The sequence below is a fragment of the Gluconobacter sp. Dm-73 genome (assembly GCF_018256215.1).
GTDB classification, from domain to species: domain Bacteria; phylum Pseudomonadota; class Alphaproteobacteria; order Acetobacterales; family Acetobacteraceae; genus Gluconobacter; species Gluconobacter cadivus.
Genome location: NZ_JAERLW010000004.1, coordinates 34,613 through 58,843, shown reverse-complemented (window position 1 = coordinate 58,843; position 24,231 = coordinate 34,613). Strand labels below are relative to the sequence as shown.

Sequence of the window (24,231 nt, the reverse complement as noted above, 5' to 3'; positions counted from 1 at the left end):
TGAGACTCGGTGAGAAGACTGAAAACAAACGACCTGTAATGGCAGGGGAGAACCAGAAGGACCATCTACGACCCTTTCCCTCAAGCATCGCGACAGACCACACGTTGATGACTAGCGAGTGCTACGCGGGATCATCTTTGTTAATCCGAACGGCCAATCGGGTGTGATGTTCCCTGGAAATACGTTCAACCCAAGACGCCTAACAATCGCTAGAAGCGGTAGATGATACAGATATCCTTCTGCAAATGATGGGAGATCATCTGGCTGCCGTCCCAGGTTTTCAATCGGTCAAAGACCGATGATGATTGACGAAACCAATCTGAAAGCGCACTGCACGATTTCAAGCCTGTGGGTAAAGAGCAGGGTGGGGCCGCCTGACTGGGAACACAAAAGGCAGCATCAGCAGCAACTTTCACACCATTACCGATGCAAAAGGCCGTCCTTTGATCTTCTTCATGACCTCAGGCCAGATTAATGATTATATCGAAGCCACTGTTCGGCTGAATGATTCGCTGCACGCCCAATGGCTATGGGCTATAACGTCGACTGGTTCAGGGACCCTTGCAGGGAAAAAGGAGGGGGAGATCAAGTCTGCATTCCGGACCGAAAATCCCATAACTGAGCCATCGAATAAGACAAGCGCGACTAAAAATGGCTCAACCGTATAGAGGTCATGTTTAGACACATCAAGGACTTGGCGCCGCGTTGCGTCCAGCTACAACAAGCTCTCAACAGGCTTTTTCGCAACCATTGCACTTCCTACCACCATTATCTTCCAATTCTAATCAGTAAAATCTCGAATTTAATAGAGTAAAAAATATTACGATATCAATCCAATATTGATTATTTTAATTCTTGGAAAAATCTCCTCTTGAGATAACACACTTATAGAAGGTTGAACGCGCTCTACTATTCTTCTTAGCGGAAGGCGAAGATTACGAGAAGTCAATATAACTGGAATAACTCCTTCCCTAGAAGAAGATTCGATAGAATACTTTAAAGCTGAAACAAATTTTTGCATTTGAGAAGGAGAAAAATTAATTTGCTTTTCTTCAGTCGAATTAGACAAACTTTCATAAGCAGAAAGCTCCCATTCGGGACTAAGAGTCAAAATTGGGATACACCCCTGAGCATTAATCATCGAAGAACTAATTTGACGAGCCAGTCTAATGCGAACATGTGCAACCAATGAGTTAACCGTTTTGAAACCTAAACTATATCCCTCCTGAACCGCCTCCAAAATCCCTGTTAAATCTCTGATAGAAACTTTCTCATCAAGAAGGGACTGTAGTATTCTTTGTAAAATTCCTACAGAAACCTGCGACGGAATCAAATCTACAACCAACTTCTGCTGGTCTCTAGGCATACCATCCAATAATTTCTGTGTTTCTGCGTATGACAAAAGCTCGGCCATATTTTCTTTAACTAACTCAGTTAAATGAGTAATAATAACACTAGCCGGATCTACAACGGTATATCCACGTACTATGGCATTTTCACGCAAATTCTGATCTATCCATAATGCTGGGAGACCAAAGGCAGGTTCTCTAGTTTTTTCGCCCTCAATATTAGGCTCCCCCCCCTGAGGATTCATGGCCAGAAGCTTGTTAAGCCTAACTTCCCCTCGTCCCACTTCAATTTCTTTGATACAAATTGAATAACAATCAGGCGGCAAAATTAAGTTATCTTGAATACGAACCGGCGGCAGTACAAACCCCATATCACTAGCAATTGTTCTGCGTAGCACTTTAATTTTTTCAGTCAGACGAGCAGCATCTCCATTTGCTACGGCCAACAAGTTAAATCCTAATTCTAGTCTCAACAAGTCAACCTTAAGACTATCCGAAATTGGCGCATCAGTGGGAATATTATTTTCAGGGACCGCGATTGAATCACCTTCATCATCTTTATTAGAAATTGGTGCATAATGCCTGAAACAAGCTGCCGCAGCAGATAAAACAGCTAGAAAAAAAAACGGGAAAGTTGGCAATCCGGGCATCATACCTAAAACCAAAGAACAACCGGCCGCTAAAGCAAGTGGCTTAGGATTTCCTCCCAGTTGCCTCACTAACGCAACATCTGCCCCTCCTTCAGTTCCTCCTTTTGTAACCACAATACCCGAAGCTGTAGAGACTAAAAGGGCTGGTATCTGAGAGACAAGCCCATCACCTATCGTTAGTGTTGTAAACGATGTCGCCGCATCTGAGATCGACATCCCATGACGAACAATACCTATTGTTAACCCGCCAATGATATTAATTGCTGTTATTATTAAGCTAGCGATCGCATCTCCACGTACGAACTTTGCTGCTCCATCCATTGCACCATAAAATCCACTTTCTTCTTCAAGTTCTTTTCGTTTTTTTCTAGCAATAACATCGTTAATTGTCCCAGAAGATAATTCTGCGTCAATAGCCATTTGTTTGCCGGGCATTGAATCCAAAGAAAACCTAGCCGCAACTTCAGCAATTCTTCCAGAGCCTTTAGTAATAACCATAAAATTAACAACTAAAAGTATGGAAAATAATATAGCCCCGATAACTACATCGCCCCCCATAAGAAAGCCACCGAACGCTGCAACAACATGACCTGCAGCATATGCCCCCAGATAACCGTGACTCAATATTAAACGCGTTGTTGCGACTTCCAAAGAAAGGCGCAGCAGTGTTGTTAGCAATAATAAAGTTGGAAAAGATGTAAAATCTAAAGGCCTATTCAGAAACAAGGCTACCATCAAAATTAATATGGATAACGTAACGGAGAGAGATAGTCCGATATCCAGAATGAATGTAGGAAGTGGCAAGACAAGTATTGAAAGCAATGCCGCCACTAAGAGCGCAAGCCCCACATCAGATCCAGGGGAAAACCTCTTGATCGATGAACCATTCGAAGAAAAATTAAATGACTTCAGCATTCCTTCCATGGCAGAAGAAAAACTATTATAAATACCATTCATTTCTCTTCTTAGTCTCCCAACAATACAATAATATAAATACTATTTTTCAGACTTTACGATTTCAGTCATTGTAACTCCCAGGCGCGTTTCATCGACCATGACAACCTCTCCTCTTGCTATCAAACGATTATTAACCAGTATATCTATGGGATCGCCAATTTTGCGATCCAACTCAACAACAGCCCCACGTCCTAACCTGAGTAGCTTATTTATAGGCATTGCAGCTCTACCCAAGACTACACTAACAGCAACCGGAACGTCGTAAATGGCTTCTAAATCATTAGGAAATTTAACCTCAAAACTATCGGAAGATAAAAAATCTTCTTTCTCGAGATCGAAATCGTCTTTATCTTTCTCTAGCATTTTCTTCCTTTCGCTCCTTATTAAAACATAATATCTCAGAAATTATTTCTTCTATATATTTACTGGAATTCCGAGATAATGATCCCGTACCCCAAACAATACTGAATTCCCCATTTTTCATTGCCTCGTCAATGTTAAGGTTTATTGTTTCTTTGAAAGATTCTGGTACCAATTCTTCTATTTTAAAGAAAAATTGTTTAGAACAGCTTAAATTTACATAAGAATTTTTATTTATAAATGGGTACATTTTTTGGAAAATTATTTCAGAATCTTTTTCTCCATATTTTTCATATAAGTTAGGAAATAAATTTGCAATACAAGATATTATCGCGAATGATATTTCTTTAGAAATTTGTTTTTTTTGTTCTAAAATTTCTTTTTCTATAGAATGGAAAACGTTTAATAATGATTCTATAAAATCTTTTTCTATGTTATTATTCTTTTTTTCTTCTTTTATTCCATTCTGGAAGCCATCTTCATAGTATTTATCTAAACACGATTTTGAAAATAACTCTTCTTTTTCTATATTTGAAGAATCTTCAGGTATTTTTATTATTATCTTTTCAATAGAAGTTTTTTCAAAATCCTCAGAATACAAAATTCCTATTTTTTTTTGCTCTGCCAATGTTTTCCTAGTCATCAAACAATCATCTCATTTTCTGGTTTTTCTTGATCTATCAGATCAATTTCTCCGCGATCAACTAAGTCTTTAGCGATAATGAGAATTTCATTTTGAGCTATATCGACATCCTTTACCCGCACAGGCCCCAAATCTTCGATTTCATCCAGTAGGATACGTCCTGCACGTTCAGACATCGCTCCTAGAAACGCTTGACGCAACCTATCACTTGCTCCTTTAAGTGCTAATGGCAGGCTCTCACGAGGAAGCTGGTTCAACAAGGTGATCAAACCTTCTCCAGAAAGATTCACCAACTCTTCGAAGGTAAACATAAGACTCTTAATTTGTTCGGCATCAATTTGACTTCTCTCTTCCAAAGCCGACATAAATCTATTTTCGAGTCTTCTATCAAAATTATTAAATATATCAGCTAAAACTTCATGGCTATTACGATTTATTCCTCTCGGAATATTAGAAATAAATTCTGATCGCAAAGTTTTTTCTATACTTTGAATTACGTTTTTTTGTACAGTTTCTGTTTTTAACATTCTTATCATAATATCTAATGAAAATTCTTCAGGGAAAAGTGCCAATACTTTAGCAGCATGCGAAGATTTAATCCGGCTTAGAATAACAGCTACTGTTTGTGGATATTCATTTTTTAAATAATTTGCGAGCACTGATTCTGATACATTCCCCAACTTATCCCACATCGTGCGCCCTGCAGGACCCCGAATTTCTTCCATGATTGCGGCAGCTCTGCTGGCGGGCAGTGCGTTTTTAAGAAGCTTTTCTGTGCTTTCAAGATCCCCAACCACTCCTTCAGCCGAGCCTAATCCTTGACTAAATTCATGGCATATTTTTTCTACGAGATTGGATGATACAATACCTAATTGAGCCATTGCAGAAGAAACTTCTCTGATTTCTTCCTCATGCATTTGTTCAAACAACTTAGAACAATTTTCTTCACCTAAGGCCATCATCAAGATGGCTGCTTTTTGTACACCTGAGATATTTTTTTCCATATCCATTATCTCGATGCTCCTTCCTGAGATGGAATCAACCATCCTCTTACCAAAGAAATACTTTCAGAAGGGTGAGTTTCTATAAGATCTATAACTTTTTGTACGGAAGAAGCCCTAATTTTTCCCTGTACACCATTGACAAATACAGTATCTTCATCAATTAAATTCGTTCCTTTATTAGAAACTTCAAGCATTGGAATTTTTTGTATTTCAGATTGATTATCGGACAAATAAATTGAATTTTGAGACGATAAAGACATTGGTTGAATTGACTCAGCAGAATTTGATGAATTAAATAACTTATTAGAATTATTATTAGATACAGGCTTCAATAATGGGCGGACAACAAAAAACAAAACCATTGCAAGGCATATCGCAAACAATGAGAATCTTACAGCTTCCATTTGATTTGAACGGCTGAAAAATTTACTCCAATCCGAATTTACGGGCCGCATTTCAGCTTCTATATTACTAAATTTCATGGACATGACCGTTACCACATCCCCTCTAGCCTGGTCGAAACCAACGGCACTTTTAGTTAAAGCTGTTAAACGGTTCAATTCTTCTTCATTACGCGGCTGCCAAGAAGAATGACCCTTTCCATCCGACTGACTAATGCCGTCCACCATCACTGCCATGCTGATGCGTGCAATACGCGGTTGGTCCTGCACTAAAGTACGAACAGTCTTACTTATTTCATAGTTATTTGTTTGCTCTTGTCGATTGCTTTGACTTCCATTTTGCTGCTGACCCGCATTTGCGTTCGGAAGATTATTCGAAACCGTTGTATTACTAGAACCTTGAGTATTGATATTTTTTTCTGTTTTAGTTTGCTGAGAACGTAAAACCTGCTGATCAGGATCGTAATTTTCTTGCGTTTCACGAACATGATCATTGTTCATCGTAATATTTGCTTCCACACGCACATGTCCTGGACCCAAGGACGCTCCCAGTAAGTCCTCAACTTCATGTGCGATACGTTGCTCAATTATCTGGCGTTGTTCTTCCAAGGACTCGCCACCGTTCGCGCTTCCTTCTCCCTGTTTAAGAAGGACATGGCCACGGTTATCTATCAATGAAATATTATGAGCATCCAACCCCGGAACCGCTGCCGCGACAAGATTGACTACTGCGGCGATATTTTCCTCATCGAGTCTACGCCCCCCATCCATGGAGAGAAGCACGCTTGCTTGCGCGCTCTGCTCATCTGTTGAAAAAAGCTCTCTATGACGAAGCACAAGGTGCACTCTTGCATTCTGTACCCCGTGAATCAGGCGAATAGATCTCTCTAATTCTCCTTCTAGCGCCCGAGTTTCATTGATAGTTTGTTCAAATTGAGTTGCAGTGAAGCTGTTACCCTTATCAAAGATCTCGTATCCAACGGACCCTCCAGACGGCAAACCGCCTTTAGCCAGAAGCAATCTAGCACGGGCCACATCATCATCAGGTACCATGATTGTACTACCCTGATCCTGAAGACGGTATTTAATGTGAGCTTTTGAAAGCTGATCTACAATTTCACCAGCTTCATGAGGTTCTAAATCTCGATACAAAAGGCCATTCGTGGCGTTGACGCCGTGCAGGACTAAAACGCCCAGCAGGACAAGCATTGAGACGCCAACACCACCAAGAGCAGCAAGACGTGGGAGACCGAGCTGTTTGAGGTTTGCCAGAAGAGCTTTCACTGATTGCTCTCTTTCCGGTTTTTCAGAGAATCGAGATCGTTGCGATTCCCGTCAGAAAAACCTCTCTGTCCTGCCCACATACTCACTTATCCCTAAAAACCTTACTTTTGATGAACTCCATTGTGGAACAAAAACCTTAATACATGACTAACAAGCGGCCTCACCGCCTCTCGAAATCAGGTGCTTGAAAATCCGGTCAGATCACTCATGTTGATCGTCGCGCTTCCCATATCAATATTTACTCCCGAAGTTCCTTTTGAAACACCGGTAACAGTTCCTGTAATCGTTGTCGGAAGAGCAACAGTGGTTCCGTCCGTAGAATTTCCCTCTACAGCCACAGTATAAGCTCCATTGCTTAACTGCGTGCCACTGTTGTTTTTACCGTCCCATGTCCATGTATTCGTTCCAACCGAGGCATCGACTGTCTCTGATTTGACGACGGTTCCTGTACTATCAGTTATCGCAATCGCCACATCACCAGCCTGAGGGGCTGTGAATGACAACGACGCGCTCCCGCTTTGTAATGGCAGGCTGGACGTGCTTGCCGTAGTTGTTTTTCCGATAAGGCTGACAGCTGAAGCCATCTGATTATCCTGGGTGGCGGAAATCAAGCTCGTCAGGTTTGTATTGGTTTCGACCTGCTGTTGCACCCCGGCGAATTGGGCTAATTCAGCTGTGAATGAGTCCGTACTTGTTGGATTACTAGGGTCTTGATGCTGCAATTGTGTCGTAAGCAGCGTAAGAAACTGATTAAAGTTTCCACCCAAAGAAGACAACGAAGAACTACTTGCGCTGCTTGTTGTGGTATTCGAGGCTGTTGCGGCATTTGTTGCCGCATTGCTTTTCGCAGCGCTTATTGCCTGACTTAATAGAGAAGTAGTTCCAGTTGTTGTTCCAACTGAAGTAACCATGGTTTTAATCCTATTTTCAAACAGTGAGATCGACAACGCCTCGGAGAAAACGCCGTTCAGTGACAGATGTTGAGGATACGGGCGTACTACCCCGTAAATTACCAGACGAGCGGTTACGCTCCTCTTGACGCTCGTCACGCGACGACATGTCAAGAAAGGATGGTACCGAAAGGCTGATCTGGATATCTGCTTTCGCTATGGACTGCGTTCCAGAAACAGGAATCGAATTATCAGTTAAAGCCGCAATCAGTTTACTATGATCGTCTTTGAGAGACTGATAGACTTCTGAATTATCTGTGTTGATATGAATTCGATGTTCTTTACCATCAGATCCATCAATTTCTACGTGTATTTTTTCACTTCCACCAACGTTCATTTCGATATGAGTGGTTGTTTTTCCATCATTTTCTTGTTGATAAAGCAGCGTATTTTGATTGTCTCGCCGAGAAATTTTTTCGTCCTCGTCGGCAGGAGCACTTTTGTTTTCTGCATCCGTTTCGGATGGGAATTCCTCCAAGGCATCAGAGACTGATTTTTCGGAAGATACATCCTTTAAATCAACAGGAGAAATATTTTCAGATATAAAATCTTCTTTTATTTCTGTAATTTTTTCCGAGTTTTTAACAGAAATATTTTCTTTTGTATCATTTTTTTCAAATGACGATTTGTCACTAATGAATTCTAAATTATCATTGTTTGATAAATTTGTATTTTCTTTAGGAAAATCTGCTTCACTAAAATTCTCAGAGGTCGCATCAGGATTGGATATTAGGTTATTATCAATAACCTCAGTTTCTTCAGATTTTACTGAATTTTTTTGCGTGATTTTCTGATTTTCATTAGGCGCGTACTTACTATCAACATCCCTCGAAACTGACTGAAGTGTTTTGCCTTGAATTTTATTGCCTTGTGTCTGTTCTTTACCACTTCCTGAAACTGCTTTTTCCTCGACAGGAAGAGCTTCTTTTTTGGGAGCAGTCATCTGCTTGGTAGGAAGAGTATGGTCTTCCGATTGTGGGACTACTTTTCTCGACACCTTGGAATCCAGTGTAGGCAGACTTTTCGAAGGCTGCTTTGCAGTTTGACCTTGGGATTCAAGAGGTTCTATTTTTGCAGGCTGCGGTTTAACAGTTGAAGCATTCTGTCGGGTCTCAGAATGCTTAGGCATTTCCGGATGCACGTAGCTTTCCAGAAAATCGTGAAACCGCTCATTGGAAGCCAGTTGCGCCTCAGGAGCAACGTCAACGCGCCTGAGGCCAGTGGTCGTCATAACTGCGGATGTCGTGACATGTGACAAGAACTTGTGCCTCCGGATCCGCCAGCATCGGTCAATCCGGAGAATCATTGCACAAGAAGCGTAAAGAAAGCGTTTAACGATTACCCGACACTACATCCAAACGTAGGCCGATCAGGGATGGATCGTGTCGTATCCTGGCGAGCCTGGAAAGGCTCCTTTTGGGATCGTCGGCGTGCTTGGGCAGATGGGGGGATTACCATCCAGGGCCAGAGCCTGCACGGTATGCGTTGCTGTTGCGATCAGCCCTCTCACGGCCAGTTTCTGGTTCAGATGAATATGCGCCAGAAATTCTGCGGGCAGGATAACAGCCGTACCGTCGCTGAGCTGCACGCCGGTGGGCGTGATGTTGGCGACAGTCCCCTTGGTCACCGGAAGTGGCGTCATGTCATAGACACAGGGGGCAGCTTCCGCTGCAGAAAAGGACAGAGCCAGAACCAGGCTGGCGCAAGCGAGCTTTTTCAATGTCTGAAATGCCTCATGCCGGTGAATACCATGGCGATCCCGGCTGCGTCTGCCGCATCGATCACCTCCTGATCGCGAATGGAGCCACCCGGCTGAATGACAGCCACGGCACCCGCCGCAACGACGCTCTCAAGACCATCTGCGAAGGGGAAAAACGCATCTGAAGCTGCAACCGATCCGATTGTCAGCGGAGCGTGCTCTCCGGCTTCCTTTGCCGCATCTTCGCTCTTTCGCGCGGCAATGCGCGCGCTGTCTACACGTGACATCTGCCCGGCGCCAATGCCGACCGTGGCGCCATTGCGGACGTAAATGACGGCGTTTGATTTCACATGCTTTGCGACGCGGAACGCGAACAGCAGGTCCTTCATTTCCTGCTCCGTCGGCGCACGCTTGGTGACGACCTTGAGATCGGATTGCGTCACCCGGCCTGCATCACGGCTCTGGGCCAGAAAACCACCAGAGACGGAACGGAACGACAGCCCCTCGGCCGTCGGATCAGGCACGCCCTGCGTGAGCAGCAGACGCAGGTTCTTTTTCTTTGCCAGGACCTCAACGGCATCAGCGTCGGCATCGGGAGCCACAATCACTTCCGTGAAGATCTTGCTGATTCTCTGGGCTGTTGCGCCGTCCAACGTCCGGTTGAGGGCGACGATACCGCCGAAAGCCGAGACGGGGTCGCAGCGCAGAGCCGCAATCCAGGCCTGCTCCAGCGTTGCGGCAGAGGCCACGCCGCATGGATTGGCATGTTTGACGATGACCACAGTCGGTTCGTCAAACTCGGCGACAGCTTCGAATGCTGCATCCGTGTCGTTGATGTTGTTATAGCTCAGCGCCTTGCCCTGAAGCTGCCGTGCACTCGCCACGCCGGGGCGCTGGCTGCCGTCACGATAAAAGGCCGCCTTCTGATGCGGGTTTTCGCCGTAACGCAGCAGATCGTCCCGTGTCCCGCTCAGAGTCAGAACAGGGGGCAGAATTTCGCCAGCCTGTTTGGCAAACCAGCGAGAGATCATACTGTCATAGGCCGCCGTATGGGCATAGGCGGAGGCCGCGTAGCTGCGTCGTTCGACCAGCACCGTACCGCCCTGCTCCAGCGATGCGATGACCGCTGCATATTGCTGCGGATCCGTTAGGATTGCGACGTGATCGAAGTTTTTGGCAGCTGCGCGGATCATGGCGGGGCCACCGATATCAATATTCTCGATGCAGTCTTCGTCACCAGCACCCGAGGCAACGGTTGCGGCGAACGGATAGAGATTTACACAGACCAGATCGATCGGAGCAATGTCATGCTTTGCCATCTGCGCAACATGGTCGGCCAGATCGCGACGACCGAGAATGCCACCATGGACCTGAGGCACGAGGGTTTTGACCCGCCCGTCCAGAATTTCCGGAAAACCGGTATGGTCCGAGACATCCTTGACTGTCAGACCGGCGTCACGAAGAGCCTTGGCGGACCCCCCGGTCGAAAGCAGTTCCGCACCGTGGGCGGCGAGCGCACACCCCAGTTCGATCAGTCCCGTTTTGTCAGAAACGGAGAGAAGGGCACGGCGGACGGGGAGTCGGGTCTGTGTCATGATGAGAATGAAATATCCTTCAAAACATGTCCGCGCAACCGCGAGTGATGCGCAGATGGAGGGACATGGCCCGGAACAGGGCCATTGCCGGAAAATCCTGCCCAGCCCAGAAGGCAGAGGATGGGCACAAGAAGCATGATTTCCCCGATGCCGCCAGTCCGGACATAAGGCCAGAGCGAAAGTCGCGAACGGCTTAGGGGCGCAAGGACCTGGCACCCTCCCGTCGGAAGGTCGGCAGCGATATGCGTCGCAGCCCCGAGCAGCAGGGCACCCCATGGTCCGCGAAGACTCTCGGAGCCCAGCAGGCCGTTCAGGACGGCCGCAGCCACGAGCAGCATCAGGCCCGAATGCGTCAGACCACGATGGCCAAAGGCTTTCGCCAGAAAGCGGGAAAGGATCTTTACCCGGCTCCCGAGCATGGAGCGCTCGGTATCAATGTCAGGCAGAAGACTACCCAGCAGGCCCGTACAGACAGAGAGCGGTTCAGGAGAAAGCACATGCCAGCGCATGGCACACAACACGGCAAAGCCGCCGATCAATAAATGGGAACGTCCAGTCACGCGCCCTTATGATCTGGTTCAGCCCGTCCCGCAAACCATTTGTTCATAAAACGTTCACGGGAAGCCGTAGCATAACACTGACCCCGTGAACCGTTTATTGGCGCGCGTTCAGACCTTCAGGAGGGCCGCGGCCGTTGCGCGCTGACGGATCTTGTCCGCATCGAACGCGCCCGCCGTCACCCAGGAGCCACCGACACAGGAAACGGTCGGAAGGGCCAGCCAGTCCGGGGCGCTTTCTTCCGTAATGCCACCTGTCGGGCAGAAACGGACATTGCTGCCGAAAACACTGGCAAGGCTCTTCAGCGCGGGAATGCCACCATTCGTCACAGCCGGGAAGAACTTGAAGCGCGACAGACCCAGATCAAGACCGCGCATGATATCACCCGCATTGGCGACACCCGGCAGGAACGGGACGTCATGCTCGACGGAAGCCTTGACGAGCGCCTCGGTCAGGCCCGGGCTGACGATGAAGCGCGCGCCCGCTTTCACGGCACGGTCCATATCGGACGGGTTCAGAACGGTCCCCGCACCAACGAGGGCACCCGGCACCTTGGACATTTCTTCGATGACTTCGAGCGCACAGGGCGTCCGCAGCGTGACTTCGAGCGTGGACAGGCCACCCGCCACCAGAGCCTCGGCCATCGGACGGGCCTGCGCCACGTCATTGACCACCAGCACCGGCATGACCGGACAGCGGCTCATGACGGCATCAAGTTTGGCAGTATCGATCATGAGAAATCTTCCTTAGTGAATATCGTCGCCGACGGCTTCGATCACGCGATCCATCTGGGCCAGCATCGCGGACCCGCCCGCTTCGGCCGGATCATGCACCGAACGCAGTAGCGCGAACAGCTCCCGACCCGTTCCCAATGCCGGGAGCGGCGGAGCGACTGGCGTGCGGCTGTCCCATTCGGCGGCGTCAACCAATACCTCGATCTGGCCGCTCACGGCGCAGACGCGGATCATGTCGCCGTCCCGAACGCGGGCGATCGGACCGCCGACCTGCGCTTCAGGGCCGACATGAATGGCGGCTGGCACCTTGCCACTGGCGCCCGACATACGACCATCCGTCAGAAGCGCCACCTTGAAGCCTCGGTCCTGCAACACGCCCAACGTCGGGGTCAGCTTGTGCAGTTCCGGCATCCCATTGGCTTCCGGCCCCTGAAAACGCACGACCACGACGACGTCACGTTCAAGTTCGCCGTTCTGATAGGCGGTGATGACATCATGCTGGTCCTGAAACACCCGCGCAGGCGCTTCGACCGTCAGGTGTTCCGCCGCAATGGCGCTGCTCTTGTAAATCGCGCGTCCCAGATTGCCCGTCATCAGGCGCATGCCGCCATCCGGACGGAACGGCGTTGTCACATCACGCAGGATGTCGGTGTCGGTGGACGGCTTTGCGCGGCTGTAAACAAGGTCGTCGCCTTCAAGCGACGCACGACGCGCATAGTCGGAGAAGCCGCCGCGCGAGACCGTGAGAATGTCCTGATGCAGCATTCCGGCGCTCGACAGTTCGGCGATGACCGTTGGCATCCCCCCCACGCGATTGAACGCATTCACGTCTTCCGAGCCGCTCGGATAGACGCGGGTGATTAGCGGGACAGCGGAAGACAGGCGGCTGATGTCTTCCCAATCGATCAGAATACCGGCAGCGCGGGCGATGGCGGGAAGATGGATAGCGTGATTGGTCGACCCACCCGTCGCCAGCAGTCCGACGGCAGCGTTCACGATCGCTTTTTCATCCACACAATGCGCCAGAGGACGCGCGTCTTCACCATTCAGTCCGATTTCCGCTAGCCGGTGAATGCCCGAACGGGTCATGGCCTGACGCAACTTCGTGTTGGGATTAATGAACGCCGAATCCGGCATCATCAGGCCCATGATTTCGACCATCATCTGGTTCGTATTGGCCGTTCCATAAAATGTGCAGGTTCCGGCGCTGTGGTAGGAGGCGTTTTCCGCTTCCATCAGTTCGGCCTGTCCGACCTTGCCCTGAACGTAGAGCTGGCGGATGCGCTGCTTTTCCTTGTTCGGAAGGCCGGATGGCATCGGACCGGCCGGGATCAGCATGGTCGGCAGGTGACCAAAACGCAGGGCGCCCATCAGAAGCCCCGGCACGATCTTGTCGCAGATCCCGAGCAGCGCCACGCTTTCGAACATCCCATGACTCAGACCGACCGCCGTGGACATTGCGATCACGTCGCGGGAGAACAGGGACAGTTCCATCCCCTCCTGCCCCTGCGTCACACCATCACACATGGCCGGCGCACCACCCGCGACCTGAGCGGTTGCCCCGACTTCACGGGCAAACAGCTTGATCTGCTCAGGGTAGCGCCCATAGGGCTGATGCGCCGAGAGCATGTCATTATAGGTCGTGATGATGCCGATATTGGTCCCGGTGGGACGCATCAGCTCCGGCTTGTCGGGGCTGGAAGCCGCGATCGCATGAGCCAGATTTCCGCAGGCGAGTCTGGGCCGGAGCACGCCTTTGGCCCGGTTGCGCTCCATCAGAGCAAGATACCGGCGCCGGGAGATTTTCGAACGCTCGATGATACGGGCAGTCACACTCTCGACGACGGAATTCAGAGACATCTGGAAATACTCGCTACTCGGCTGATGCCTGCAATGCACTCCGGAAAGGCCGACTTTACGGTGCAAGGCACGGTATCGTGATTGAGGCCCCGTTCATACGGAAAGCCCTCCTTCAGGGCAAGCCATTCCCCAAATGAAAACCCCAATATTCTCATTTTTATTTCAATAAATCATTTCATGGCGTCGATAAGTTCTAAAAATTAAACTCCGTACGCAATAAAGAGAATTGCATCTGTTAGTCACAATCCCCAGGACCTGTCAGCGCGCAGCGAGAAAACCCTGCCTGACGGGAGAGGATTCTGAAAAATATCAAAATGGACCGACAGTCATTAAATGATCGGTAATTTGTCTGATCTATCCTGATGAAATACCGCTAAGGGTCAGAACAGAATATTCACGGAGATAATATCATGAAATTCATTCCCGCCGTCGCCGCGATTTCATCCATCCTTTGCGCAACACCCTTTGCCAGCGCTGATTCACTTCATACCCATTGGGAAAAATTCAAGGCTCACCGCGCTTTCCATCATCTTTCTGCTGACGGACAGCGCGCCTTTCAGGATATTCTGAAGGCTCGTGACATTCTCCAGACGACCGGCAAGACCGAAGCCGCCATTCCGGCACTTTATGATGCCCAGAAGCGCCTGGCCGCTGCAGAAAAGGCTGACAAAAAGTTTCAGGCTGCCGAAAACGATCTCCATCCTGCTCCGCAGCATCCCGTTATCGCCAGCCATCAGCCTGTCGTCGGACAGACGGACTGGCTTCCGGTCGGCGGTGAGTTCGTCGTGAGCGAGACGTTGGCTCCTGAAAAGAAAGCTGCGGTCGCCACCGCAAATGCGCAGTTGAAGTCTGGCAATACGGATCAGGCTGCCCAGACCATGCAGGTCGTCGGAGCCGATGCAGATTTCATTATGGCGCTGGCCCCGCTTACACCGGTGCAGGGTGCGGTTTATCGGGCAACCGTCTTCACCGAAGGGCATAACCCTCAGGAGGCTGTCGCTGCGCTGACACAGGCTTTGGAGTCGGTTGTATTCGTTTCCGAAAGCACGATCGAAACACTGGCTCCTGCTGCTCCGGCTTCTGCCAAGAAGTAATTTTTCGAAGCAGGGCCTAAGGCATAAAAAAAGCGGTGCAGGCTCAAGCCTCACCGCTTTTTTCTATGTTGTTCGTACCGTCTTAGCGCCAAGCGGAATCTTTGGCCGGAAGCAGAATCGCATTTTCCATAATGTTCAGATGGCTTGCGACCTTAGGCGGCCAGATCCCACTCGCAACAGCCTGAGCCCTGGTCTCCATACGCGCATTCATGTCTGCGTAGGGCCAGATATGAGCCAGCCGTGGTGTCCCTTCGAGAGAAACCATCCCGCAGACCAGCTTGGACAGCTCCAGCCGTGGCGGGAGGGACGCCACAAAGGCTTCCTCCACATCCCCAACCTGCCCCAGCTTCATCTCGTAGCAGCGCCATTCATAAACGCCGCCGTGCGCCCCGGCAGGAAGCAGGGGCGAAATGATGCGCCAGCTTGTGACATCGGCGCTCTTAATAGCGTCTTGCGGGATCGCAGCCAGAAGCTCAGGCCGTTCGTCCAGAAGAGCAGCATAGGTGTCTGCTGTCCGAAACAGAACAACCCGGTTGAGCACACCGATCTCGCTCACCCAGACGCCAAGCCCGTCACGCCCCTTGAGCACAGAAACCACCACAGGCACCTGCCCGATCCGGATATCGAGGATAATGGTTTCCGCGTAACTCATGAGTGACTCCGGTTTACTTTCCTGCCTGCTGGGCAGCGACGAAATTTTCCAGCCAGTGGATGGTGTAATCCCCTTTCTGGAAAGAAGGATCAGCCAGAATTTTCTGATGGAGCGGAATGACCGTTTTCACGCCATCCACTACACATTCGTCCAGAGCACGCTGCATGCGGGCAATGGCTTCGGCGCGCGTGGGGGCATGCACGATCAGCTTGGCGATCATGCTGTCGTAGTAAGGCGGGATGCGATAGCCAGCGTAAATGGCGCTGTCCATCCGCACACCCAACCCACCCGGAGCATGGAACACCTTGATCGTGCCGGGGCTCGGCATGAAGGTCTCAGGATCTTCCGCATTGATGCGGCACTCAATCGCATGCCCGGACATCTTGATGTCCGACTGCGTGTACCCAAGCGGTTCACCAGAGGCGATCCGGATTTGCTCACGCACGAGATCCACGTTGCAGACCATCTCCGTCACCGGATGTTCGACCTGAAGACGCGTGTTCATCTCGATAAAGCAGAACTGACCGTCCTGATACAGGAACTCCAGCGTGCCCGCATTGCGATAGCCCATGCGCGAAAGAGCCTCGGTCGCGGTACGACCAATTTCCTCACGTTCGGCGTCTGTCAGGGCCGGTGAACCGGCTTCTTCCAGCAGCTTCTGATGACGGCGCTGGAGCGAACAGTCACGCTCGCCGAAATGCACGACATTGCCATGCGCGTCGCCAAGGATCTGAAGCTCGATATGACGCGGACGGTTGAGATACTTCTCGAGATAGACCTCGTCATTGCCAAAAGCCGCGCGGGCTTCAGCACGGGCGACCGACCAGGCTTCCTCAATGTCGTCCGCCGTCATCGCGACCTTCATCCCGCGTCCGCCGCCACCGGCAGCAGCCTTGATGAGGACCGGATAGCCGACTTTGTCCGCAACTTCACGCGCGGCCTGCAAGTCGGCCAGACCGCCATCGGACCCCGGCACCAGCGGCACGCCGAGCGCGCGCATGGTCGTCTTGGCAGCGATCTTGTCGCCCATCGTGCGGATATGTTCGGCGGTCGGACCGATGAACGCGAGGCCGTGTTCTTCCACGGTCTCGGCAAACTCGGCATTTTCCGACAGGAAGCCATAACCGGGATGAATGGCGTCTGCTCCCGTGATCATCGCAGCCGAAAGGATGGCGGCAACATTCAGATAGGAGTCGCGCGCGCTCGGCGGACCGATACAGACGGCTTCGTCCGCAAGGCGCACATGCATCGCATCGGCGTCTGCCGTCGAATGCACGGCAACGGTTTTGATGCCCATCTCGCGGCAGGCGCGCTGGATCCGCAGCGCAATCTCACCCCGGTTGGCAATGAGGACCTTGGAAATCATTACTCGATGATCGCCAGTGCTTCGCCGAACTCGACCGGTTGACCGGATTCGACAAGGAATTTCGTCAGGGTGCCGGCGCGAGGGGCCTTGATCTGGTTGAAGGTCTTCATGGCTTCGATGAGCATGATCGTCTGACCCGCAGTCACCGTCTGGCCTTCGACGGCGAACGGCGGAGAGGACGGATCGGGCGTCAGATAGGCAACGCCAACCATCGGGCTTGGCACCATGCCAGGGTGCTTGGCCGGATCGGCCGGAGCCGCAACAGCTGCGGCGACAGCCGAGGCCGCGGGTGCCGCAGCGGCCTGCACCGGAGCAGCAGCCTGAACCACGTTCACGTTGCGCGCCACGCGGATACGGCTGTCCGCTTCGGAAATCTCGATTTCGGTCAGGCCGGTCTGTGTCAGAATATCGGCCAATGCCCGGATGGCATCCTTGTCCACGAGCATACGGCTCATCCTTCGTCTTCGATCATGTCGGTTATTGCCTGAAGCGCGTGCGCATATCCCCTGACGCCGAGGCCACAGATCACGCCGATGGCGGCCTGCGAGACGTAGGTGTGATGACGGAACGGCTCCCTGCGATGAATATTGGAAATATGAACCTCAACCACCGGCAGCTCGACCGCCAGAAGCGCATCGAGCAGGGCAATCGAGGTGTGTCCATAAGCTGCGGGATTGATCACGATTCCGTCTGCACGGCCGCGACATTCCTGAACCCAGGACACAAGCTCACCCTCTCCGTTCGTCTGGCGGAAATCAATGGCAACATCAAGCCGTTCGGCAGCCTGAATGCACACCTGCTCGACATCGTCGAGCGTGGCGTGACCATAGATTCCGGGCTGGCGAAGACCCAGCATATTGAGATTCGGACCGTTGAGAACGGTAATCAGAGGGCGTTTCATCTGGCCGCGCGATAGCACTTTCGAAGCTGTCATGAAAGCGTCATTGCCCTATTGCTGCCGTCTTCAGGGTGTCCAAAAGGCGACAGGGCAGCATTTTTGTGCTATCAGGTGCAATCTGAGCCCGTCCCGTCCACTGGAGAAGAACCTGATATAGTGCGCTTCAACCTGTCTGCCCTTCGCAATCCCCTAGGCTTCATCCCCCTGCGCAGCATGACATTTGCCGTAGCGCTTGCAGGTCTGGCCGGTCATCACACCGCACATGCGAGTGACGAGTCCGCCGTTGATGGAACGCCGAGAACAAGCTGGGCAGACTCCGTTCGGGCGGCACTCTCCAATCGGGCTCATCAGGCCGCACATGCGTGGTCCCAGCATGGCATGGCAAGCTGGTACGGACGGCATTTCCACGGACGGCGCACCGCAAGCGGCGCGACATTCAACACCAATGATCTGACCGCCGCCCACCCGTCCCTCCCCATCGGGACGAAGCTGCTCGTGACGTCACAGGATACGGGACGGTCGGTCGTGGTGACGGTCAATGACCGTGGCCCCTTCAACAGTCGCATCATCGATCTGTCCCACGCTGCGGCCGCGAAAATCGGCATGCTGGGCGCAGGAACGGCGCATGTGACGATCGCGAAAATGACGGAAGCGGTTCTCTCCCCGCAGTCCAGCTCCGAGCCTGAAGTGGCGGAAGCCGATCCGTCAGATACCAGCGCACAGGCGATTGAAGCTTCAGGCACCAATACAGCCCCTGCCTCTCCGCGGGGCAGCGCATCACAGCGTATCCCGCACCATCACCACTGACGCTGAACGTCTGGCCTGATCTTCAGGCCAGACTTGTTTCTTCCGGGGGCACGGCCTGACTTTTACCGGCCCGGGCCTCAAGGCTGGCGTTCAGCTCTGCTCCGAACAGCACGACATACGCGCTCACGAAAAGCCACATCATGATGGCTGCGACAGCGCCGAGAGGCCCATAGGTCGCGCCATAGCTGGCGAAATGCGCGACATACCATGAAAAGCCCAGAGACGTTGCGACCCACAGGATCGTCGCAAGGATCGAGCCCGGAAAAATCCAGCGCCATTCTGTATGCACGCGGCACGGCGCAAAGCGGTACAGCAGCGTCACAGCAATAAAAACGAACAGCAGCATTAGAACCGGCGCAAGCGTATGCACAATCATCGGCGCACCGTAGGACAGCAGAAAATTCACCGGGAATGGCGGATCACTGAGGAAACTGACATGGCGCGGCAGGTAATCCACGAGTGCGGGTGCTGCCACCATCAGCGCCAGAGTGAGCGCAGCGCCCACGATGGCCGTCAGCGTGGTTGATAGCGCGACAGCCTGAAACTTCAGAAAACTCCGCGTTTCCTGCGCATTATAGGCCATATTCAACGCGGAGAGGATCGACTTCGTACTGGCCGAAGCGGACCACAGGGCAACCGCCAGCGAGAAGATCAGACCGATTGTCAGCGACGAGTGAGGCTGGGAAATCAGTTCGTGAATCCGGTCACCGATCAGGGCATAGGCCGATGGCGGCAGGAGATGTCTCAGCACTTCAAGCTGGGGTTCGACCGACTGGAGATCAAAGGCCAGTCCATAAAGGGAAATCAGACTGGAGATGGCCGGAAAAAGCGACAGCGTGGCGTAAAACGCGCACCCCGCAGCGGAAAGCGAAGTCTGGCTGGAGCCGACTTCGGCGAAGAGATGCTTGGCGACGACCCGCCAGGCGGCATGATGCAGTCTGTTCTGGGATGATACGACATTCGGATCAGCGGCATCCTTAGCAGCAGGTGGTTGTCCCGACTCCGAAGATACGGCTTGTTCCGGCATGACCCGGGAGCCGGAAAGGGTCGCAGATTCGGATGTCAAACTCACGCAGGGTTTCCTCGGCAGTGTCCTGTTGGGGCAGCGGTCGCGCTCATGACAGTCCGGAGCGAACGACATGAGCATGTACCTACGCGGAAGATGCCTTCAGCGTTCCGAATTCGCCCTGATTCAGTTCACCAATATTGGCAAAAGCATCACAATGCAAAATTAGCGGTTGCACGACGGGGCATTTGGTCCCATATGCCCGCCTCACGCAGCAACGCACGTGCCACTGGCCCACTCGAGGTTACGCAACGACGTCAAGCGTTCTGGCCTTCAGGAATCCACCCGTTACGGATTCCCGCTATTCGCCGGTCCGTTCGACCGTTTCGCAACACACTCGCAGGGCGATATCGTTCCCTGACGAGTCCGGTTCTGGGAATTGAGTGTCATGACTCCCAAAATCTCACGCTTCCTTGCCGAGCAGCAGCCGGCAACCCCTTGCCTCGTCGTCGATCTCGACGTCGTAGGCGCGCATTACCGTGCCCTGCACGATGCGCTTGGGGAAGCGAAAATCTATTACGCCATCAAGGCCAACCCGGCCCCGGCCATTCTCGAACGCCTCGTCGGGCTGGGCTCTTCCTTCGACGCCGCCTCCATTGCGGAAATCCGCATGTGTCTCGATGCCGGTGCAACAGCGGACCGGATCTCTTACGGCAATACGCTGAAGAAGCCGGAATGGATCCGTGAAGCGCATGATCTGGGCATCAGCCTGTTCGTGTTCGACAGCATCGAAGAGCTGGAAAAACTCGGCAAGCATGCGCCCGGCGCACGCGTTTTCTGCCGCTTGGCGGTCGAAAATGAAGGTGCCGACTGGCCCCTGTCCCGCAAGTTCGGCACCACGCTGAACAATGCCCGCACGCTCATGCTGCGCGCGTGCGAACTCGGCCTGAAGCCTTATGGCCTGTCCTTCCATGTTGGCAGCCAGCAAACCGGCGTTGCGGCTTATGATCACGCCATCGCCAAGGCGGCTGGCCTGTATCATGATCTGCGCGCGCAGGGCGTGGACCTTCAGATGCTCAATCTGGGTGGCGGCTTCCCGACGCATTACCGCGAGAACGTCCCTTCCGTTCAGGATTTCGCAGACACGATCCATACGTCCCTCAAGACGCATTTCCCGGATGGTGCGCCGGAAATTCTGCTGGAGCCGGGCCGCTATATGGTCGGACAGTCGGGGGTCGTATCGAGCGAGGTCATTCTCGTCAGCCGACGTGGCGGTGCTGTCACCGATCCGCGCTGGGTTTATCTCGATATCGGGCGTTTTGGTGGACTGGCGGAGACGGAAGGCGAGGCCATCCGCTACACGTTCCGCACCTCCCGCGATTTAGAAGACAGCACCCGTTCGCCATGTGTCGTGGCCGGTCCGAGTTGCGATGGTGTGGATATCATGTACGAGAAGAACCGCATCCCGATGCCGGATTCGCTCGAATGTGGCGATCGCGTCGAGATTCTTGCTACCGGCGCGTATGTCTCGACGTACTGCTCCGTCGGTTTCAACGGCTTTCCGCCGCTGACCGAATACTACATCTGAAAGCACTGTCTCCGGTCCATCCGTGGGCCGGAGAAGGATCTATCCCCTGAACGTCTCTTCCAGACCGGACTGGTACCCCAGTGCGGACAGGAGGTCGTCGGCGGAAATTTCAAGATTGACGCAGGCCAGCCAGCAAAAGCCAACCACGCCCGCGAGCAGCAGCAACAGACAGACCGTCATATGTTCCAGCTCCTCAAAGCCCGGAATGCGTGATGCAACGCCATTCCGGGCAGTACGCCTGCCCAGCGACATCATTAATGCATCACCCGGTTCGCTTCGGGCGCTCTCTCGCGCTGGAGAGGGCCGCTATCCTGCGGCCACAGGACGCGCATCCGCGACGGGCTGACGGAGCGCCAGCGGCTGATCGACGACAATGCTCCGCCGCCTGAAATCGTCGTCTCGTCTTTCAACAATGTCTTGGGGAGCCAATGCCCTGCTCCGGCGAGACAATCCGCCAGGAGCGTCAGGGCCGTGGCAAGACAGCCCTGTACGAAACGATCCGGAAAGACTTCTGCAAGCAGCACGAAAACATCCCGCTGGCCTTCATTTTGGGCCGCGACGATCCCGCGCAGGAAACGCTCTTCCAGCACCGTCAGGGACTGCATGCCCGGCGCGTTCACCGCGAGCCCCGGCTGTCCCGCAACATTCAGAAGATGAACGGCGTCCGAGAAGGCCCCTTCCGCAGCATCGAGCGCCGGGCGGAAGCAGACCGGGAACAGGCCGTCGGTTGTTTTTGTCTCAGGGCAGTTTGGCAAACGGTAATGGCTGATGAGGCAGCGAATGCTCCACAGCGCCAGCCGTTCACAGCAGCAAAGATCGGACAGGGAAAGCGACAGCCGTGTCATGGGGATAACTCCGAATCAGCAGGACCGGACTCATCCTAATTGAGAATGATTTGCAATTACAACTCAAAAAGACACTGCGGAACAGAAAGCTTCTGCTCCGCAGTCAGGCCCACTCAGTGGTGGTGATGGCCACACTGTCCATGATCGTGGTCATGAGCATCCGTTTCGGAGGCACGGGGCGCCGTCTGGCAATGATGGCACGCCACCCATTCGGCGTCCCCATCCAGATAATGTTCCTTCTTCCAGACCGGAACACGGTGCTTGATCTCGTCGATGATGTAGCGGCAGGCCCGGAACGCCGCATCGCGATGCGGTGCCGAAACACCGATCCAGACGGCGACCTCACCGACCTTCAGACTACCCGTCCGGTGCATGGCCACAGCCTGACTGATCTCGAATCGCTCCAGCGCTTCTGCGACGATCCGTTCGCCCTCAAGCTGCGCCAGCGCTTCGTAGGATTCATATTCCAGACCGTCCACGGGGCGGCCGTCATTCCTGTTGCGGACCCAGCCTTCAAAGGTGCAGAAGCCTCCCGCTTCGGCCAGATGCAGATCTTCACGCAGCAGGGTCAGATCCACGGGCGCAGACGCCATCCGAAAGCGGCTCATCCTCCCGTCACCGGCGGAATGAACACAATGTGGTCTCCGTCCTTGAGGGGCTGCGTCCAGGGCGCGAAATCACCATTGATCGCCACACGGAGCTTCGAGGCTTCGAAAGGAAAAGCGTATGTCTCACGCAGTTCCTCATAAAGCGGCCCGACGGTTGCGCATGTAGTCTCAAGCGTCTGCTCGCGCGTTCCGGCTAACTCCCGGAGCTGTGCGAAATATTCCAATGTCAGGCGAATCATAGGCCCTCCTGTCGGGTGTTCCAGACGCCGGGTCGCATCCTCGCGTTCCTCGGGCGTGTTGATATTGTCGAGCGCGCCACGGGCATAAGGCTCCAGCAGCTTTGTCGGACTGTTGATCAGCAGCTTGCGCGGGCAGGTCCGGCCATCCATAACCTGCTGTTCCAGACGATCGAGCGCTTCGGGTTTCCAGATGGCACAGAGCGGTTCCGGCAGACCGTCATGTTCGCTGCGATAGGCAACTGCGACGTCTGTGGCCTCCCACCTTGCGATCAGATTCTCCAGCGTACCCCGATCCAGCATCGGCAGATCGCAGGCCAGAACCAGCCAGGCGACATCCGGACAGGCCTGATGCGCGGACAGCAGACCGGCCGCAGGGCCGTCGATTTCCACTGAATCGACGATCTGGGGGAAATCGGCCCGAAGAGGATTTTCTGTCTGGTCCGGACGCACCGAGACGAAACATTTTTCCACCAGAGGCGACAGGACATCGAAAGCCGCTTGAAGCTGCGGCTTGCCGTGATAGGTGAGCGCGGCCTTGTCCGTCCCCATGCGTTTGCTGGCCCCTCCCGCAAGGATCAGGCCGTAAAGTGGCTTCACGATTCGATCCTCTGGAAGTCGCGCTTGCCGCCTGCCTTGCCCATCAGCCGGACCTCGCGAATGATCATGTCGTGGGACATGGCCTTGCACATGTCGTAGATCGTGAGCGCAGCGACGGACGCGCCGGTGAGGGCTTCCATTTCCACACCTGTTCGCCCCTTGCACGACACCCGACAGTCGATCACCGCCTCGTCACCCTCGATCGTGATGTCTACCCGACAGCCACTGAGGGCCAGCGGATGACACAGTGGAATGAGCTGCGAGGTCGATTTCACACCCATCACGCCTGCAATCTGCGCCACGGTCAGAACAGCGCCCTTGGCCGTCATAAACCCGGCGTCAGACAGCGTCCGCGCCATGTCGGACGGGAAAACCAGACGGGCCTGCGCATGGGCGCTGCGCTCGGTCACGTCCTTGCCGCTGATATCGACCATGCGCGGATCTTCGCCGTGCTCGTTGACATGGGTGAGCGTTTTCATCGTGTTCG

At 52.9% G+C, this 24,231-nt stretch carries 26 protein-coding genes; 4 read left to right on the top strand and 22 right to left on the bottom strand.

Annotation, left to right across the window (positions count from 1 at the left end; all coding sequences use genetic code 11):
• Positions 1-820: 820 nt before the first annotated feature.
• The 12 genes from flhA to edd form a co-directional block, all read right to left on the bottom strand.
• On the bottom strand, positions 821-2,923 hold the full coding sequence (flhA, locus tag JK176_RS05545; protein ID WP_408874183.1) for a flagellar biosynthesis protein FlhA: 2,103 nt from the start codon (positions 2,921-2,923) through the stop codon (positions 821-823).
• 72 nt (positions 2,924-2,995) lie between these two features.
• Positions 2,996-3,319: a flagellar motor switch protein FliN gene (fliN, locus tag JK176_RS05540; RefSeq protein ID WP_194262279.1), complete on the bottom strand. Its 324-nt coding sequence runs from the start codon at positions 3,317-3,319 to the stop codon at positions 2,996-2,998.
• Positions 3,303-3,959 carry a hypothetical protein gene (locus JK176_RS05535; protein WP_211586939.1) on the bottom strand — a complete coding sequence of 219 codons (657 nt, stop codon included), beginning with the start codon at positions 3,957-3,959 and terminating at the stop codon, positions 3,303-3,305. The genes fliN and JK176_RS05535 overlap by 17 nt, the downstream gene beginning before the upstream one ends.
• The gene (locus JK176_RS05530) at positions 3,959-4,963 is read right to left on the bottom strand and encodes a flagellar motor switch protein FliG (RefSeq protein ID WP_211587083.1); all 1,005 of its coding nucleotides are present in this window, start codon (positions 4,961-4,963) and stop codon (positions 3,959-3,961) included. The genes JK176_RS05535 and JK176_RS05530 overlap by 1 nt, the downstream gene beginning before the upstream one ends.
• Positions 4,964-4,968: 5 nt before the next feature.
• Positions 4,969-6,648: a flagellar basal-body MS-ring/collar protein FliF gene (gene fliF, locus JK176_RS05525; protein ID WP_211586936.1), complete on the bottom strand. Its 1,680-nt coding sequence runs from the start codon at positions 6,646-6,648 to the stop codon at positions 4,969-4,971.
• A gap of 176 nt (positions 6,649-6,824) precedes the next feature.
• Positions 6,825-7,559, bottom strand: a complete 735-nt coding sequence (locus JK176_RS05520) for a flagellar hook assembly protein FlgD (RefSeq protein ID WP_211586935.1) — start codon at positions 7,557-7,559, stop codon at positions 6,825-6,827.
• Between the two features lie 16 nt (positions 7,560-7,575).
• A complete protein-coding gene (locus JK176_RS05515) occupies positions 7,576-8,829 on the bottom strand; it encodes a flagellar hook-length control protein FliK (RefSeq protein ID WP_211586934.1) in 1,254 nt (417 codons plus the stop codon).
• Between the two features lie 138 nt (positions 8,830-8,967).
• A complete protein-coding gene (locus tag JK176_RS05510) occupies positions 8,968-9,318 on the bottom strand; it encodes a hypothetical protein (RefSeq protein ID WP_211586932.1) in 351 nt (116 codons plus the stop codon).
• Positions 9,315-10,892 (bottom strand): bifunctional phosphoribosylaminoimidazolecarboxamide formyltransferase/IMP cyclohydrolase, encoded by a 1,578-nt coding sequence (gene purH / locus JK176_RS05505; protein WP_211586930.1) that lies wholly within the window; start codon positions 10,890-10,892, stop codon positions 9,315-9,317. Before purH ends, JK176_RS05510 begins: the two co-directional genes overlap by 4 nt.
• Positions 10,889-11,452 (bottom strand): metal-dependent hydrolase, encoded by a 564-nt coding sequence (locus JK176_RS05500; protein WP_211586928.1) that lies wholly within the window; start codon positions 11,450-11,452, stop codon positions 10,889-10,891. Before JK176_RS05500 ends, purH begins: the two co-directional genes overlap by 4 nt.
• 108 nt (positions 11,453-11,560) lie before the next feature.
• Positions 11,561-12,184, bottom strand: a complete 624-nt coding sequence (eda, locus tag JK176_RS05495; RefSeq protein WP_206034835.1) for a bifunctional 4-hydroxy-2-oxoglutarate aldolase/2-dehydro-3-deoxy-phosphogluconate aldolase — start codon at positions 12,182-12,184, stop codon at positions 11,561-11,563.
• A gap of 12 nt (positions 12,185-12,196) precedes the next feature.
• On the bottom strand, positions 12,197-14,044 hold the full coding sequence (edd, locus tag JK176_RS05490) for a phosphogluconate dehydratase (protein ID WP_211586926.1): 1,848 nt from the start codon (positions 14,042-14,044) through the stop codon (positions 12,197-12,199).
• Positions 14,045-14,454: 410 nt separating this feature from the next.
• Here edd and JK176_RS05485 point away from each other — a divergent pair, with 410 nt between their 5' ends.
• Positions 14,455-15,138 carry a YfdX family protein gene (locus tag JK176_RS05485; RefSeq protein ID WP_211586924.1) on the top strand — a complete coding sequence of 228 codons (684 nt, stop codon included), beginning with the start codon at positions 14,455-14,457 and terminating at the stop codon, positions 15,136-15,138.
• Positions 15,139-15,220: 82 nt separating this feature from the next.
• On the opposite strand, the gene JK176_RS05480 is transcribed toward JK176_RS05485, so the two are convergent.
• The 4 genes from JK176_RS05480 to aroQ are packed head-to-tail and all read right to left on the bottom strand — an operon-like array spanning position 15,221 to position 18,057.
• The gene (locus tag JK176_RS05480) at positions 15,221-15,790 is read right to left on the bottom strand and encodes an NIPSNAP family protein (RefSeq protein WP_211586922.1); all 570 of its coding nucleotides are present in this window, start codon (positions 15,788-15,790) and stop codon (positions 15,221-15,223) included.
• Between the two features lie 13 nt (positions 15,791-15,803).
• Positions 15,804-17,156: an acetyl-CoA carboxylase biotin carboxylase subunit gene (accC, locus tag JK176_RS05475; protein WP_206034831.1), complete on the bottom strand. Its 1,353-nt coding sequence runs from the start codon at positions 17,154-17,156 to the stop codon at positions 15,804-15,806.
• Positions 17,156-17,611: an acetyl-CoA carboxylase biotin carboxyl carrier protein subunit gene (locus JK176_RS05470; protein WP_211586920.1), complete on the bottom strand. Its 456-nt coding sequence runs from the start codon at positions 17,609-17,611 to the stop codon at positions 17,156-17,158. The genes accC and JK176_RS05470 overlap by 1 nt, the downstream gene beginning before the upstream one ends.
• On the bottom strand, positions 17,608-18,057 hold the full coding sequence (aroQ, locus tag JK176_RS05465) for a type II 3-dehydroquinate dehydratase (RefSeq protein WP_041112562.1): 450 nt from the start codon (positions 18,055-18,057) through the stop codon (positions 17,608-17,610). Before aroQ ends, JK176_RS05470 begins: the two co-directional genes overlap by 4 nt.
• Before the next feature lie 153 nt (positions 18,058-18,210).
• On the opposite strand from aroQ, the gene JK176_RS05460 reads away from it, so the two are divergent.
• Positions 18,211-18,861: a septal ring lytic transglycosylase RlpA family protein gene (locus JK176_RS05460; protein ID WP_211586918.1), complete on the top strand. Its 651-nt coding sequence runs from the start codon at positions 18,211-18,213 to the stop codon at positions 18,859-18,861.
• Between the two features lie 22 nt (positions 18,862-18,883).
• On the opposite strand, the gene JK176_RS05455 is transcribed toward JK176_RS05460, so the two are convergent.
• A complete protein-coding gene (locus JK176_RS05455; RefSeq protein ID WP_349291905.1) occupies positions 18,884-19,933 on the bottom strand; it encodes a YihY/virulence factor BrkB family protein in 1,050 nt (349 codons plus the stop codon).
• Positions 19,934-20,150: 217 nt separating this feature from the next.
• On the opposite strand from JK176_RS05455, the gene JK176_RS05450 reads away from it, so the two are divergent.
• Both JK176_RS05450 and JK176_RS05445 read left to right on the top strand, forming a co-directional pair.
• A complete protein-coding gene (locus JK176_RS05450; protein ID WP_194255369.1) occupies positions 20,151-20,288 on the top strand; it encodes a hypothetical protein in 138 nt (45 codons plus the stop codon).
• Positions 20,289-20,315: 27 nt separating this feature from the next.
• On the top strand, positions 20,316-21,455 hold the full coding sequence (locus JK176_RS05445) for a type III PLP-dependent enzyme (RefSeq protein ID WP_283091960.1): 1,140 nt from the start codon (positions 20,316-20,318) through the stop codon (positions 21,453-21,455).
• Between the two features lie 39 nt (positions 21,456-21,494).
• Here JK176_RS05445 and JK176_RS05440 read toward each other — a convergent pair whose 3' ends face one another.
• From JK176_RS05440 to moaC, 5 genes are all read right to left on the bottom strand, one after another.
• Entirely contained in the window at positions 21,495-21,710 is a 216-nt protein-coding gene (locus tag JK176_RS05440) for a hypothetical protein (protein ID WP_194262264.1), read from the bottom strand.
• Positions 21,710-22,300 carry a hypothetical protein gene (locus JK176_RS05435; protein WP_206034827.1) on the bottom strand — a complete coding sequence of 197 codons (591 nt, stop codon included), beginning with the start codon at positions 22,298-22,300 and terminating at the stop codon, positions 21,710-21,712. Before JK176_RS05435 ends, JK176_RS05440 begins: the two co-directional genes overlap by 1 nt.
• A gap of 113 nt (positions 22,301-22,413) precedes the next feature.
• Positions 22,414-22,908 (bottom strand): molybdenum cofactor biosynthesis protein MoaE, encoded by a 495-nt coding sequence (locus JK176_RS05430; protein ID WP_211586910.1) that lies wholly within the window; start codon positions 22,906-22,908, stop codon positions 22,414-22,416.
• Entirely contained in the window at positions 22,905-23,744 is an 840-nt protein-coding gene (locus tag JK176_RS05425) for a MoaD family protein (RefSeq protein WP_211586909.1), read from the bottom strand. Before JK176_RS05425 ends, JK176_RS05430 begins: the two co-directional genes overlap by 4 nt.
• Positions 23,741-24,223, bottom strand: coding sequence for a cyclic pyranopterin monophosphate synthase MoaC (moaC, locus tag JK176_RS05420; RefSeq protein ID WP_211586908.1), 483 nt, complete (start codon positions 24,221-24,223; stop codon positions 23,741-23,743). Before moaC ends, JK176_RS05425 begins: the two co-directional genes overlap by 4 nt.
• Positions 24,224-24,231 lie beyond the last annotated feature (8 nt).